Genomic DNA, 12,858 nt, shown 5'->3' with positions numbered 1-12,858 from the left:
TGGCGATGAAGCGAGCGAGTTGTGACGCACTACATATATCTGGTCAGACACGGTGAACATCAGGATGCAGAGCATGGTCTCGCCGACGGACCCCTTTCTCCTCGAGGGCAGCGTCAGGCGGAGCTGATCGCCGACCGGCTGTCCGGGCTTCCGCTCGACGCGGTCTGGCATTCGCCGTTGCTCCGCGCGAACGAGACGGCTCGAGCGATCGCTGCTCGTCTGCCGTCCGTCGACCCTGAGCCCACCGCACTGCTCTTCGACTGCGTCCCCACCGGGATGACCGAGGAGACTCCCGCAGTGTTCGAGCCATTCTTCGGCTCGGTCACCGAAGCCGAGATCGAGGCGGGGCGCGCACAGATGTCGGATGCCGTCGAGGAGTTCCTCGTGCGCAAGACCGGGGAGGTGCATGAGGTGCTGATCACACACAACTTCGTGATCTCGTGGTTCGTGCGCGAGGTGCTCGCAGCGCCTGAGTGGCGGTGGATGACGTTGAACCAGTCCCACTGCGGTCTGACGGTCATCGCGCAGAAGCAGGGGCGTCCGTGGACGCTTCTCACGCACAACGACACCGGGCATCTTCCGGTGGAGCTGCGAACGGGAATCCCCGACGCGCTTCTCGTCTGAGCTCTCGCTCCCGAACGGCGGAGACCGCCCGCGCGCCCCCGGCCGGACCGCGTCCCGCGAAATAGACTGGACGCATGACCACGCAGGTAGCCCTCGTCGGCGGAACCGGGAAGCTCGGCACGATCATCGGAGCGGTGATCGATGAGCTCGAAGGCTTCGAGGTGAGCCGTGTGCTGACCTCGTCGAGTGATCTCTCCGAACTGGACGGAGCCGATCTCGTCGTCGATGCCTCCACGCCCCAGGTCAGCATCGAGGTCGTCCGCGCCGCCGTCGAACGGGGCACCAACGTCCTCGTCGCGACGTCCGGGTGGTCCTCGGAGCGGATCGCCCTCGTGCGTCCGCTCGTCGAGGCTGCCGGCACCGGGGTCGTCTTCATCCCGAACTTCTCACTCGGCTCGGTACTCGGGTCGGCACTGGCTGCGGCCGCCGCCCCGTTCTTCGGCTCCGCCGAGATCGTCGAAGCGCACCGTGAGACCAAGATCGATTCGCCGAGCGGCACGGCGGTGCGCACCGCCGAGCTCATCGCGGCCGCCCGTGCGGAGCAAGGCCCGGTCAGCGCTCCGCATGCGGATCAGCGTGCACGCGGTCAGCAGGTCGGCAGCGTGCCGATCCACTCGTTGCGGCGCCCCGGTGTCGTCGCCAAGCAGGAGGTCATTCTGTCGGGCCCCGGCGAGTCGCTGACCTTCACGCATGACACCACCGACTCGGCGCTCGCCTATGCGCCGGGGATCCGGCTCGCCGTCCCGTTCGCGGTTGAGGCGCGCGGTGTGATCGTCGGCCTGGAGAACATGATCGACATCGGCATCCGCTCGTGATGTCGCGGATCGGCGTCGGGCTGATGGCCGCGGCGCTGCTGGTCTATCTCGCGGTCGCCATCTGGCTGGCTGTGATGTTCATCTCGGTCGGCTCGCCGGTGTCGATCGGCATGGGCATCACGCTGCTGGTGCTGGCTCCGATCGGTGCCTGGGCGCTGGTGCGGGAGATGATGTTCGGCTTCGGTGCGGACCGCCTCGGGCGCCTGCTCGACGCGGAGGGCGGGATGCCTCCGGTGGAGACGGAACTGACCCCCAGCGGTCGCATCGCTCGAGCCGACGCTGATCCGCTCATCGCGCGATACACCGCCGAGGCCGATGCCGCCGATGATGACTGGCGTGCACGCTACCGACTGGGTGTCGTGCAGGATGCGGCCGGCCACCGGAAGGATGCCAGGGCCAGCATTCGCGAGGCGATCCGCCTCTCGCGTCGCTGACCCCGCATCATTCCTCAGGCGAGAGTCGCTTCGAGCGTGATCTCGATGCCCGCGAGGGCCTGCGACACCGGGCAGCCGGTCTTGGCGCCGGCCGCGATCTCCTGGAACGCCTCGGGCGTCAGGTTCGGGACCGTCGCGTTCACGTTCAGATGGCTGCCCGTGATGCCGACGCCCGGCTTGAAGGTGACCGAGGCCGTCGTGTTGACGCGCTCCGGCGGCGTGCCGTTCTCGGCGAGTGCGTGAGAGAGCGCCATGCTGAAGCACGAGGCGTGGGCCGCCGCGATGAGCTCCTCCGGGGTGGTCGTGGTGTCGCTGCCCTCGCTGCGCGCCTTCCAGTTGATCGGGAAGGTGCCGAGGTTCGACGACGAGAACGCGACCGTGCCCGATCCCTCCATGAGCGATCCGGTCCAGGTGCTGGCGGCTTCGCTGGTGACGGGCATGATTCCTCCGCTTCTCGGGCCCCGCTCGGTGTGCGGGGCACGTTGCGGCCAGCCTACCGAGGGGCCGGGCGGGACGGAACAGGAGTCAGGCAGCGGCTGCGCGACCGATGATGCCGGCCCTCTGCAGCAGGAGGTAGAGCTGGCAGCCGAGGCAGAAAGCGAAGGCGGCGTTCAGGAACGCGGCGATGAACGCGGCAGCGGTGGCGATCGGCAGCGCCCACGGTACGCCGAGGAGATGCAGCACAAGACCGATGCCGACGACGAACAGCCCCACTCCCTGGGAGAAGCGAGGCGGGCGCGGGTCCTCGAGTTCGGTCGGCGCCGAGAGTCGCGGGCGCACCAGCGTGCGGAAGACGACGCTCCACGGCGTGGTCCGGGGCGAGACGACACCCCACAGGAACAGAAGGGCGATCACGACCGTGAGCAGGAAGCCCGGGTCGAGCGCGCGCTGGGCGGGCGTCGACGAGGAGATCACAAAACCACCGGGCACGAAGGCGGAGTCCGTGAGCGGCTGATAGGCGAACCAGCCGAATGAGCCCGCACTGGCGGGTTCCGTCGATATCCCGATCAGTGCCAGGAACGTCGCGACGAACAGGAGCATCGCGGTGATCGAGGCGGCGAAGCGCGGACCACGGGGATCGATGCCTGCGGATGTGCTCATGGGTGTGCTCCGGTCTTGGCGCCTCAGACGGCGGCGACGGCTTCTTTGAGGGCGTGCGGGTGCGGCACGCCATGGAATCGTGCGCGGACCGCGCCGGAATCGTCGACCAGGAAGGTTGTCGGCGTCTGCAGCACCTTGTATCGCGCGGAGAGATCGGGACGATGCGTCAGATCCACCTCGACGTGCGCGAGCCCATCGTGACCGGATGCGTAGTCGCGGAGCAGGCGACGGACCTGCGGGCACCGCGCGCACATCTCGGTGCTGAACTGCACCAGGGTGGCGCGCGAGCCGAGTTCCGCCGAGGCGACATCCGCGGGATCGAATCGGAGCGTCCCGCCGTCGCGTCGCCGCCCGTCTCGACGTCGCAGGACGATGCCGACGATCGTCGCGAGCGCGAGAAGCGCCGCTGCGAATCCGAGGGCGAGGGCGGGCGACATGTGTCGAGGCTACGTGCTCCACAGAGGTACCGAGGCCGATGTTTCCGAGCGTGACGAACCCCGATCCCGCCGCGGTGGATCCGCCCGTGACCGGGGGCGGGAAGGTATCGTGGCTGTCATGAGTGCAGCCGTCCCGACGCCCTATGAAGACCTGCTCCGCGATGTGCTGGAGACCGGGACGCACAAGTCGGATCGGACGGGGACGGGGACCACGAGTGTTTTCGGCCGACAGATCCGCTTCGACCTGGCGAAGGGGTTCCCGCTCATCACCACGAAGCGCGTGCACTTCAAGTCCATCGCCTACGAGCTGCTCTGGTTCCTGCAGGGCGACTCCAACGTCGGCTGGTTGCGGGAGCACGGCGTCACGATCTGGGACGAGTGGGCGGACGAGTCGGGCGACCTGGGACCGGTCTACGGTGTGCAGTGGCGGTCATGGCCGACGCCCGACGGCGGCAGCATCGACCAGCTCTCCGAGGTGATCGAGCAGATCCGTCGTTCCCCCGATTCGCGCAGGCTCATCGTGTCGGCGTGGAACCCGGCCGACATCCCCGACATGGCGCTCGCTCCCTGCCACGCGCTCTTCCAGTTCTACGTCGCCGACGGCAGACTCTCGTGCCAGCTGTATCAGCGCAGCGCGGATATGTTCCTCGGGGTGCCGTTCAACATCGCCTCCTACGCCCTGCTCACGATGATGATCGCGCAGCAGGTGGGCCTCGAGCCCGGTGACTTCGTCTGGACGGGCGGTGACTGCCACGTCTACGACAACCATGTCGAGCAGGTGCGCGAGCAGTTGAGCCGTGAGCCGTTCGAGTATCCGACGCTCCGTTTCGCCCGCAAGCCCGAGTCGATCCTCGACTACCGGTACGAGGACTTCGTCGTGGAGGACTACCAGCATCACGCGCCGATCCGCGCGGCGGTGGCGGTATGACCTGGGTCGGGCTCATCTGGGCCGAAGCCCACGGCGGCGTGATCGGTGCCGCGGGGGGCATGCCCTGGCACGTGCCCGAAGACCTCGCGCATTTCAAGGACGTCACTCTCGGGGCCCCGGTGGTGATGGGGCGCAAGACCTGGGACTCGCTTCCGGAGCGCTTCCGTCCGCTCGCCGGCCGCGACAACATCGTGGTGACCCGTCAGCAGGACTGGTCGGAGGAGGGTGCCCGCCGCGCCGCCACCGTCGCCGAAGCCGTCCGCGGCCTGGACCGGGTGTGGATCATCGGCGGCGCGGAGATCTTCCGCCAGGTGATCGGGGATGCCGACCGGCTCGAAGTCACCGAGCTCGACCTCGATGTCGACGGTGACGCCTACGCGCCGGCCAAGACCGGGTGGCGACTCGTCGACGAGGGGGAGTGGCAGACCTCGCGCACCGGTATCCGCTACCGCTTCCTCGGATACGAGCGCTGATGCCCACCGCTCTGATCACCGGCGCAAGCGCCGGACTGGGGGCAGAGTTCGCCCGCCAGCTTGCCCGCCGCCGCGCCGATCTCGTCCTCGTCGCACGTTCCGAGGCCGCGCTGGAGCAGCTGGCGACCGAGCTGCGCAGCGAGTACGGGGTAGCAGTCGAGGTGCTCCCCGCCGATCTGGCAGACGCTGCGGGGGTCGAGAGCGTCGCTGAACGGCTGCGCGACACCGCGGACCCGGTCGACCTGCTCGTGAACAACGCCGGATTCGGGTTGCCGCTCCGCTTCGCCGACAACGACATCGATGATGAGGTACGGCATCTCCGGGTGCATGTCGAGGCGTCGATGCGTCTCATGCACGCCGCTCTGCAGTCCATGCGCGGACGAGGCGGGCGCATCATCAACGTGGCCTCCGTCGCCGGCTTCATCTCCCGCTCGACCTATTCGGCGTGTAAGTCGTGGCTGATCGGCTTCAGTCGGTGGGCGAACGCGGAGTATGCGCGCGACGGAGTCAGCGTCACCGCCCTCTGCCCCGGATTCACGCACACCTCGTTCCACGAGCGGATGGGACTCGCCGTGGGTGAGGAGGGCGTGCCCGCCTTCATGTGGTTGGACGCCCGCGACGTGGTCCGTGCGGGGCTACGCGATGCAGCCCGGGGCAGGTCCGTGTCCATCCCGTCGCTGCGATACAAGGCGATCGTGGCGTTGACGCGTGTGCTGCCGAGCTCGCTGACGTCGGGCGTCGCTCGTCGCGGCCGTGTCTGACGAGCGTCACCGCGTCCGCATGACCTCGACCCGAACCGATACGCTGGGTCTATGACGCACTCGGGCAACCCTTTCGGACAGGTTCTCGTCGCGCTCGTCACTCCGATGACAGCCGACGGTGAAGTCGATTGGCCCGCCGTCGAGAAGCACATCGATGACGTGATCACCGCGGGAGCGGACGGCATCGTCGTGACGGGAACGACCGGCGAGACCTCGACCCTGACGGACCCCGAGAAGCTCAAGCTCGTCGAGGTCGGCAAGTCCGTATCGGCAGGCCGCGCCAAGATCATCACCGGCGGTGGCTCCAACGAGACCGCGCACGCCATCGAGCTCTACAAGGCCAGCGAGAAGGCCGGCGCCGACGGCATCATGATCGTCACGCCGTACTACAACAAACCGACGCAGGCCGGCATCCTCACGCACTTCCGCCTGGTCGCCGACGCGACCGACCTTCCGGTGATCCTCTACGACATCCCGGGGCGCACCGGTGTGCCGATCAAGTACGAGACAATCCTGCGCCTCGCGAAGCACCCGAACATCCTCGCGGTGAAAGACGCCAAGGGCGACTTCTCCGAGGTGAGCCGCGTGCTCAACCAGACCGATCTGATGTACTTCTCCGGCGACGACGCCAATGTGCTGCCGCACCTCGCGATCGGGGCCACCGGCCTCATCGGCGTGACGGCGAACGTCGCCGCCGCGCCGTATCGTACGATCATCGACGCGGTGAACGCGGGCGACCTGGCCACGGCGACAGCCGAGCACAAGCGGCTCGAGCCGCTCGTGCGCGCTGTCATGACGCACGTCCCAGGAACCGTCGCCGCCAAGTACATCCTGCACGGGCTCGGCCGCATCTCGAGCCCGCGCGTCCGTCTGCCCCTGGTCGGTCCCGAGGAATGGGAGGCCGCGCTCATCGAGGATGAGCTCGACCTCGTCAAGAACGTTCCCGGAGCCGACTTCTCGAACTTCCGACCCGACCGCAACGCGGCTGCGGGTGGTGCCCTGCCGAAGGTGCACGGCACGACGCGCTGAGCCGCGTCCCCACGAACGAACGGACGCGTGGAGTGTCCGACTGAGGAGACAGCATGTCCATTCCCCTGGTAGAACCGGCCGCTCTCGCTGAAGGGACGCTGCGGGTCATCCCGATCGGCGGTCTCGGCGAGATCGGTCGCAACATGACCGCGTTCGAGTACGACGGCAAGATCCTGATCGTCGACTGCGGCGTGCTCTTCCCCGAGGAGCACCAGCCGGGCGTCGATCTGATCCTGCCCGACTTCGAGCCGATCCGTGATCGCCTCGACGACATCGTCGGCGTCGTGCTCACTCACGGCCACGAGGACCACATCGGCGCCGTTCCGTATCTGCTGCGTCTGAAGAGCGACATCCCGCTGATCGGCTCGGGGCTCACGCTCGCGCTGGTCGAAGCGAAGCTCAAGGAGCACCGCATCAAGGCTTTCACTCTCACAGTGAAGGAGGGCGAGCAGGAACGAGTCGGACCCTTCGATCTCGAGTTCGTCGCGGTGAACCACTCGATCCCCGACGCTCTGGCCGTCGCCATCCGGACCCCGGCCGGCATGGTGCTCGCCACGGGTGACTTCAAGATGGACCAGCTGCCGCTGGACGGCCGCATCACCGACCTGCGCGCGTTCGCCCGCCTCGGCGAGGAGGGCGTCGACCTGTTCCTCGTCGATTCGACGAATGCCGACGTCCCCGGCTTCACTCCCACCGAGCGTTCCATCGGTCCGGTTCTCGACCAGGTCATCGCCAAGGCACCGCGCCGCGTGATCGTCGCGAGTTTCTCCAGTCACGTCCACCGTGTGCAGCAGGTCATCGACGCCGCGTACTCCAACGGTCGCCGCGTCGCATTCCTCGGCCGCAGCATGGTGCGGAACATGACCATCGCCGAGCAGCTCGGCTATCTGAAGGTGCCCGACGGGGTCCTCATCGACTTCAAGAAGGCGCGCGATCTCCCGGACGAGAAGATCGTCTACATGTCGACCGGTTCCCAGGGTGAGCCGATGGCGGTGCTCAGTCGCATGGCGAACATGGACCACGCGATCGAGATCAGCGAGGGCGACACCGTCATCCTCGCCTCCAGCCTCATCCCGGGCAACGAGAACGCCGTCTACCGCGTAATCGACGGGTTGACCAAGCTCGGCGCCAACGTCGTGCACAAGGCCAACGCGAAGGTGCATGTCTCCGGACATGCCGCCGCCGGAGAGTTGATCTACTGCTACAACATCCTGAAGCCGAAGAACGTCCTTCCGGTGCACGGCGAATACCGACACCTCATCGCGAACGCCAAGCTCGCGCAGGAAACCGGCGTCCCTGAGGCGAACACGATCATCGCCTCCAACGGCACCGTGATCGATCTCAAGGACGGCGTGGCGAGCGTCGTAGGCCAGCTGGATCTCGGGTTCGTCTACGTCGACGGCTCCTCGGTCGGAGCGATCACCGATGCCGACCTCAAGGATCGACGCATCCTCGCCGAAGAGGGCTTCATCTCTGTGATCGTCGTCGTGGATGCCGCGACCGGCCGCATCATCTCCGGTCCCGAGATCCACGCGCGTGGTGTCGCCGAAGATGACTCCGTGTTCGATGACGTCGCGCCGAAGATCGTCGCGGCGCTCAAGGAGGCGGCGGGCAACGGGGTGCGCGACACCCATTCGCTGTCGCAGGTCGTGCGACGCACGATCGGCCGCTGGGTGAACCAGCGGCTGCGTCGTCGTCCGATGATCGTCCCGCTCGTCATCGAAGCGTGACCGCCGCCCGGTATTCACGGTTGGCCGTCATCCCGGCGTAACACCCCGGTTCTATGCTCACGGCATGGACAGGGGCATTGCCCTTCGCAGGGCGGCGCAGACGGATGCGATGTTCCTCGGCGACATGCTCGTCGAGGCCGCCAACTGGCGCGCCGGGGGAGTGCGCCCGAGACACGAGGTGCTGACGTCGGCGGATCATCGACGCTATCTCGCGGGGTGGAAGCGGATGTCCGACGACGGGCTCGTCGCCACCAGCGACGATGACATCCCGGTCGGCGCTGCCTGGTATCGGGTCCTGCCGCAGAACGCCCCGGGACTCGGCTTCATCGGAGCCGCTGTCCCCGAGCTGATCATCGGCGTGCACCCGCTCTGGCGGGCTCGGGGGGTGGGACGATCTCTGTTGCGCGGCATAGTGCAGCTCGCCGGCGCAGAGGGGCATGCACGGATCAGCCTGAGCGTCGAGCGTGACAACTTCGCCCGCAATCTGTATCGCGCCGAGGGATTCGCCATTGTCGGGGAGGGTGAGACCCGAGACACGATGGCGCGTCGCACCAGGTAGCCGCCTCCGCGAGGATCGACGGAAAGCCGCGTCATTACGCGGAGATGTCGGCTGTTGGACGTAACGTGAGAGCATGGCCAGGAGTACCACGAAGACAGAGCGCGCGTCGACCAGCGCACCGTCGCGCCCCAAGCGGCAGACGGCTCCCAAGGCCCAGCCCGCACCGAAGAAGTACATCGACGAGGCAGACAAGCCTCCGGTGGCAGTCCGGGCCTGGATCGGACTCGCCCACGGCGTCGGCGGGCTCTTCCGTGCCTTCGGGCCTGAGGCGCTGGAGAAGGACGACCGCCGCGACGGCTTCCCGTTCCTCCTCGTGCTGCTCGCGGCTCTCGGCGCCGTGAACGAGTGGGTCTTCATCGGCAACGAAGTGGCCGAGAACATCAGTGCCTACTCCGTGGGGCTGCTCGTCGGCAGAGTGGCGTTCATCATGCCCCTGCTTCTGCTGGTGCTGGCCGGTTGGCTGTTCCGCCACCCCGCGTCGGTTCACGACAACGGACGCATCGGCTTCGGTTTCGGCCTGTTCGTGATCTCCCTGGCAGGTTTCTGCCATGTCGCCGGAGGACAGCCACAGCCCCAGCCGAACATCACGGCGTTGAACACGGGGGGCGGGTTGCTCGGGTGGTTGGTGGGGCAGCCGCTGACTTACCTCACGAATATCCCTGCCTACATCGTGCTCGCGTTGCTGACCGCACTCAGCATCCTGATCCTCACCAAGACACCGCCGAACCGCATCGGTCGGCGCCTCGGCGATCTCTACGCCTGGATGTTCGACGCCGAGCGTCCGGAAAAGCCCGCCAAAGACGCCGCCGCAATCGATGAGGCCGACAAGGTCGACGACCCCGACGTGCTGCCCTGGTGGCGACGCAACAAGACGGGTCGGGAAGAAGACCCTGACGAGGGCACTCTCGGCTCCGACGACATCACGGCGCTGCTTACGACCTCCGACCCGACTCCGGCCTACGACCAGGCGGTCGTCGTCGAGAATCCCTATGACGCCGCCACCGAGGTGCTGTCCGAGGTTCGCTCGGTCGCGGATTCGCTCGCCGAGCAGCAGACCACGGCGCTCCTCGACGATTCCTCCGACACGGGCGAAGCACCGGAGCTTCCCGGCCTCGACGGCTTCGGTACAGACGGTCCGGGCGACCGGGGTCCGCAGGCTCCCGTGACGCCGTACATCCTGCCTTCTCCCGGCCTCCTCGTCGAAGGGCCGCCGCCGGTTCTTCGCTCCGAGGCCACCGACAAGGTGATCGAGCAGATCACCAGCGTGCTGACGCAGTTCAAGGTCGACGCGAAGGTCACCGGCTTCTCGCGCGGGCCGACCGTCACGCAGTACGAGGTCGAGGTCGGTCACGGCGTCAAGGTCGAGAAGATCCTGCAGCTGAGCAACAACTTCGCCTACGCCGTGGCCTCGAACGATGTCCGCATCCTCTCGCCGATCCCCGGCAAGAGCGCGATCGGCATCGAGATCCCGAACGCCGACAAGGAGATGGTCGCGCTCGGCGACGTCCTCCGGTCGCCGGCCGCGCAGAAGAGCACACACCCGATGACCATCGGCGTCGGCAAAGACGTCGGTGGCAACATCGTCATCGCGAACCTCGCGAAGATGCCGCACCTCCTGGTGGCCGGTTCCACCGGTTCCGGTAAGTCGAGCTTCGTGAACTCCATGATCACGAGCCTGCTGATGCGCGCTCGCCCCGCTGACGTGCGCATGGTCCTGATCGACCCGAAACGCGTCGAGCTCACCAGCTACGCCGGCGTCCCGCACCTCATCACGCCCATCATCACGAACCCGAAGAAGGCGGCCGAGGCGCTGCAGTGGGTCGTGAAGGAGATGGACATGCGGTACGACGACCTCGCGTCGTTCGGCTTCCGTCACATCGACGACTTCAACCGTGCCGTGCGCGCCGGCGAGGTCGAGCTGCCTGTGGGCAGCGAACGTGTTCTCAAGCCGTACCCTTACCTCCTGGTCGTGGTCGATGAGCTCGCTGACCTCATGATGGTCGCCCCTCGCGACGTGGAGGACTCGATCGTCCGCATCACGCAGCTCGCTCGTGCCTCGGGTATCCACCTGGTGCTCGCGACGCAGCGCCCCAGCGTCGACGTGGTCACCGGTCTCATCAAGGCCAACGTCCCTTCGCGACTCGCGTTCGCCGTCACCAGCGTCACCGATAGCCGCGTCATCCTCGACAGCCCCGGTGCAGACAAGCTGATCGGGCAGGGCGACGCGCTGTTCTCCCCGATGGGATCGTCGAAGCCGTTCCGTCTGCAGGGTGCGTGGGTCGACGAGAAGGAGATCGACGCCGTCGTCAAGCACGTCACCCGTCAGGCACGTCCGGACTACCGTCCCGACGTCCAGGAGGCGATGGAGCCGACGAAGAAGAAGGAAGTCGACGAAGACATCGGCGACGACCTCGAGCTGCTGCTCGCTGCCGCCGAGCTCATCGTCTCGTCCCAGTTTGGTTCGACGTCGATGCTCCAGCGAAAGCTGCGTGTCGGCTTCGCCAAGGCGGGTCGCCTCATGGACCTTCTGGAATCGCGCGAGATCGTCGGGCCCTCCGAGGGTTCCAAGGCCCGAGATGTGCTGGCCACGGCCGAGCAGCTCCCGCAGGTGATGGCGAAGCTGCGGGGGGACGACGCTCCCGCGTCCTCCCCGTCTCCGGCTACTCCTCCGGTTCCGCCGATGCCGCAGACGCATGATCCGATCGCCGCTCAGTACGAAGGACTCCCCGAGGTGGAGGCCGAGGGTGGCGACGAAGACGCCTGGGGCCTGACGGGGCGCGACTGATGGCTATTCCTCGGCAGCTGCCCAACGCCATCACGGTCGCGCGTATCCCGCTGGCGGTCATCTTCTTCGTGCTGCTGCTCCTGGGTGGCACCTACGGTCTCCCCGAGCCCGGCCTCCGCTGGGCGGCCGCCATCATCTTCATCGTCGGAATCTCCACCGACTGGGTCGACGGATACCTCGCACGCAAGTACGACATCGTCAGTGACTTCGGCAAACTCTGGGACCCGATCGCCGACAAGATGCTCACCGGAGCGGGCTTCATCGGCCTCGCGATCCTCGGGGAGGTCAGCTGGTGGATCGTCGCGGTCATCCTCGTCCGCGAGTGGGGGATCACGATCCACCGCCTCATGGTCGCGAGCGAGCATGTCGTCGCTGCTGCTTGGATGGGCAAGATCAAGACGGCTTTCCAGGGCGTCGCGCTCGGCTGGGCGCTGCTTCCCCTGAACGTCCTCATCGGGCTCGAAGCCTGGACGATCATCACGTTCATCTTGATGCTCATCGTGCTCGTCCTCACGGTGGCGAGCGGCATCGACTACATCGTCGCGCAGGTACGCGGGGCGCGCCAGAAGCGGGCATGAGCGACGCGGGCGCCGCCGCACTGCTGTCGGCTCTAAATCAGCGCGGCTGGTCTCTGGGCGTCGCGGAGTCCCTCACGGGCGGCGCGTTGTGTGCCGAGATCGTATCCGTTCCGGGCGCTTCCGCGGTCCTGCTCGGCGGCGTCGTGGCGTATGCGACCCCGGTCAAGACGACGGTGCTCGGAGTGGACGCCGAGCTCCTCGCCGCCGAGGGGCCGGTTCATCCGCAGGTCGCCCTGCAGATGGCTGACGGTGTGCGCCGCGTGGTGAGCGTGAACGGCGTCGCGGCGGATGTCGGTGTGTCGACGACCGGGATCGCGGGGCCGGATTCCCCCGACGGCCAGCCGGTGGGAACGGTGCACATCGGGATCGTGACGCCAGACGGCTCCTCGGCGAAGGCGCTGCACCTGCAGGGTGACCGTGATTCGATCCGTGCGCAGACGGTGAACGCGGCTCTTCAGGTGTTGCTTGAGTTCGTCCTGGAATAGTGGCGGTCCGATGTCGGTTATTACCGATGTGCTCACATTCAAACCACAGAGTGCAGGGGTAGATTTCGAGCAGGCCAGGAGTACTAGACTGGCTGTCTCATCGGGGGAAACCTCGAACG

Annotated in this window: 15 protein-coding genes; 12 read left to right on the top strand and 3 right to left on the bottom strand. The window is 67.0% G+C overall.

Features of this window, described 5'->3' with window-relative positions; genetic code table 11:
- Positions 1-21: 21 nt before the first annotated feature.
- From BQ2383_RS10560 to BQ2383_RS10550, 3 genes are all read left to right on the top strand, one after another.
- Positions 22-624 (top strand): histidine phosphatase family protein, encoded by a 603-nt coding sequence (locus BQ2383_RS10560; protein WP_029263620.1) that lies wholly within the window; start codon positions 22-24, stop codon positions 622-624.
- Between the two features lie 74 nt (positions 625-698).
- Positions 699-1,439: a 4-hydroxy-tetrahydrodipicolinate reductase gene (gene dapB, locus BQ2383_RS10555; RefSeq protein WP_091033521.1), complete on the top strand. Its 741-nt coding sequence runs from the start codon at positions 699-701 to the stop codon at positions 1,437-1,439.
- Entirely contained in the window at positions 1,439-1,873 is a 435-nt protein-coding gene (locus BQ2383_RS10550) for a hypothetical protein (RefSeq protein ID WP_091033519.1), read from the top strand. The genes dapB and BQ2383_RS10550 overlap by 1 nt, the downstream gene beginning before the upstream one ends.
- A 14-nt stretch (positions 1,874-1,887) precedes the next feature.
- On the opposite strand, the gene BQ2383_RS10545 is transcribed toward BQ2383_RS10550, so the two are convergent.
- The 3 genes from BQ2383_RS10545 to BQ2383_RS10535 form a co-directional block, all read right to left on the bottom strand.
- On the bottom strand, positions 1,888-2,313 hold the full coding sequence (locus BQ2383_RS10545; RefSeq protein WP_029263617.1) for an OsmC family peroxiredoxin: 426 nt from the start codon (positions 2,311-2,313) through the stop codon (positions 1,888-1,890).
- Between the two features lie 85 nt (positions 2,314-2,398).
- On the bottom strand, positions 2,399-2,974 hold the full coding sequence (locus BQ2383_RS10540; RefSeq protein WP_091033516.1) for a DUF4395 domain-containing protein: 576 nt from the start codon (positions 2,972-2,974) through the stop codon (positions 2,399-2,401).
- A gap of 23 nt (positions 2,975-2,997) precedes the next feature.
- Entirely contained in the window at positions 2,998-3,411 is a 414-nt protein-coding gene (locus BQ2383_RS10535; RefSeq protein ID WP_091033514.1) for a thioredoxin family protein, read from the bottom strand.
- 118 nt (positions 3,412-3,529) lie between these two features.
- Between BQ2383_RS10535 and BQ2383_RS10530 the strand changes: the two genes are divergently transcribed.
- The 9 genes from BQ2383_RS10530 (at position 3,530) to BQ2383_RS10490 (ending at position 12,739) form a co-directional block, all read left to right on the top strand.
- On the top strand, positions 3,530-4,339 hold the full coding sequence (locus BQ2383_RS10530) for a thymidylate synthase (protein WP_091034478.1): 810 nt from the start codon (positions 3,530-3,532) through the stop codon (positions 4,337-4,339).
- On the top strand, positions 4,336-4,812 hold the full coding sequence (locus tag BQ2383_RS10525; RefSeq protein ID WP_091033511.1) for a dihydrofolate reductase: 477 nt from the start codon (positions 4,336-4,338) through the stop codon (positions 4,810-4,812). The genes BQ2383_RS10530 and BQ2383_RS10525 overlap by 4 nt, the downstream gene beginning before the upstream one ends.
- Positions 4,812-5,573 carry an SDR family NAD(P)-dependent oxidoreductase gene (locus tag BQ2383_RS10520; RefSeq protein ID WP_091033508.1) on the top strand — a complete coding sequence of 254 codons (762 nt, stop codon included), beginning with the start codon at positions 4,812-4,814 and terminating at the stop codon, positions 5,571-5,573. Before BQ2383_RS10525 ends, BQ2383_RS10520 begins: the two co-directional genes overlap by 1 nt.
- Positions 5,574-5,624: 51 nt before the next feature.
- Positions 5,625-6,602 carry a 4-hydroxy-tetrahydrodipicolinate synthase gene (gene dapA / locus BQ2383_RS10515; RefSeq protein ID WP_029263611.1) on the top strand — a complete coding sequence of 326 codons (978 nt, stop codon included), beginning with the start codon at positions 5,625-5,627 and terminating at the stop codon, positions 6,600-6,602.
- A 53-nt stretch (positions 6,603-6,655) separates the two neighbouring features.
- A complete protein-coding gene (locus BQ2383_RS10510) occupies positions 6,656-8,332 on the top strand; it encodes a ribonuclease J (RefSeq protein ID WP_091033505.1) in 1,677 nt (558 codons plus the stop codon).
- 64 nt (positions 8,333-8,396) lie between these two features.
- Positions 8,397-8,891 carry a GNAT family N-acetyltransferase gene (locus tag BQ2383_RS10505; protein WP_091033502.1) on the top strand — a complete coding sequence of 165 codons (495 nt, stop codon included), beginning with the start codon at positions 8,397-8,399 and terminating at the stop codon, positions 8,889-8,891.
- A 73-nt stretch (positions 8,892-8,964) separates the two neighbouring features.
- Positions 8,965-11,676, top strand: coding sequence for a DNA translocase FtsK (locus BQ2383_RS10500; protein WP_091033500.1), 2,712 nt, complete (start codon positions 8,965-8,967; stop codon positions 11,674-11,676).
- Positions 11,676-12,254 (top strand): CDP-diacylglycerol--glycerol-3-phosphate 3-phosphatidyltransferase, encoded by a 579-nt coding sequence (pgsA, locus tag BQ2383_RS10495; protein WP_091033497.1) that lies wholly within the window; start codon positions 11,676-11,678, stop codon positions 12,252-12,254. Before BQ2383_RS10500 ends, pgsA begins: the two co-directional genes overlap by 1 nt.
- Entirely contained in the window at positions 12,251-12,739 is a 489-nt protein-coding gene (locus BQ2383_RS10490) for a CinA family protein (protein ID WP_091033495.1), read from the top strand. Before pgsA ends, BQ2383_RS10490 begins: the two co-directional genes overlap by 4 nt.
- Positions 12,740-12,858: the final 119 nt, after the last annotated feature.

Source organism: Microbacterium oxydans (assembly GCF_900095745.1).
GTDB lineage: Bacteria > Actinomycetota > Actinomycetes > Actinomycetales > Microbacteriaceae > Microbacterium > Microbacterium oxydans_B.
This window is presented reverse-complemented; position numbering and strand designations above follow the sequence as displayed.

Bases quoted from the DNA above. Each gene is read 5' to 3' on its own strand.
- dapB (WP_091033521.1), top strand. From the start codon at position 699: ATGACCACGCAGGTAGCCCTCGTCGGCGGAACCGGGAAGCTCGGCACG.
- BQ2383_RS10500 (WP_091033500.1), top strand. From the start codon at position 8,965: ATGGCCAGGAGTACCACGAAGACAGAGCGCGCGTCGACCAGCGCACCG.
- BQ2383_RS10550 (WP_091033519.1), top strand. From the start codon at position 1,439: ATGTCGCGGATCGGCGTCGGGCTGATGGCCGCGGCGCTGCTGGTCTAT.
- pgsA (WP_091033497.1), top strand. From the start codon at position 11,676: ATGGCTATTCCTCGGCAGCTGCCCAACGCCATCACGGTCGCGCGTATC.
- BQ2383_RS10505 (WP_091033502.1), top strand. From the start codon at position 8,397: ATGGACAGGGGCATTGCCCTTCGCAGGGCGGCGCAGACGGATGCGATG.
- BQ2383_RS10545 (WP_029263617.1), bottom strand. From the start codon at position 2,313: ATGCCCGTCACCAGCGAAGCCGCCAGCACCTGGACCGGATCGCTCATG.
- BQ2383_RS10490 (WP_091033495.1), top strand. From the start codon at position 12,251: ATGAGCGACGCGGGCGCCGCCGCACTGCTGTCGGCTCTAAATCAGCGC.
- BQ2383_RS10525 (WP_091033511.1), top strand. From the start codon at position 4,336: ATGACCTGGGTCGGGCTCATCTGGGCCGAAGCCCACGGCGGCGTGATC.
- BQ2383_RS10510 (WP_091033505.1), top strand. From the start codon at position 6,656: ATGTCCATTCCCCTGGTAGAACCGGCCGCTCTCGCTGAAGGGACGCTG.
- BQ2383_RS10520 (WP_091033508.1), top strand. From the start codon at position 4,812: ATGCCCACCGCTCTGATCACCGGCGCAAGCGCCGGACTGGGGGCAGAG.
- BQ2383_RS10535 (WP_091033514.1), bottom strand. From the start codon at position 3,411: ATGTCGCCCGCCCTCGCCCTCGGATTCGCAGCGGCGCTTCTCGCGCTC.
- BQ2383_RS10540 (WP_091033516.1), bottom strand. From the start codon at position 2,974: ATGAGCACATCCGCAGGCATCGATCCCCGTGGTCCGCGCTTCGCCGCC.
- BQ2383_RS10530 (WP_091034478.1), top strand. From the start codon at position 3,530: ATGAGTGCAGCCGTCCCGACGCCCTATGAAGACCTGCTCCGCGATGTG.
- dapA (WP_029263611.1), top strand. From the start codon at position 5,625: ATGACGCACTCGGGCAACCCTTTCGGACAGGTTCTCGTCGCGCTCGTC.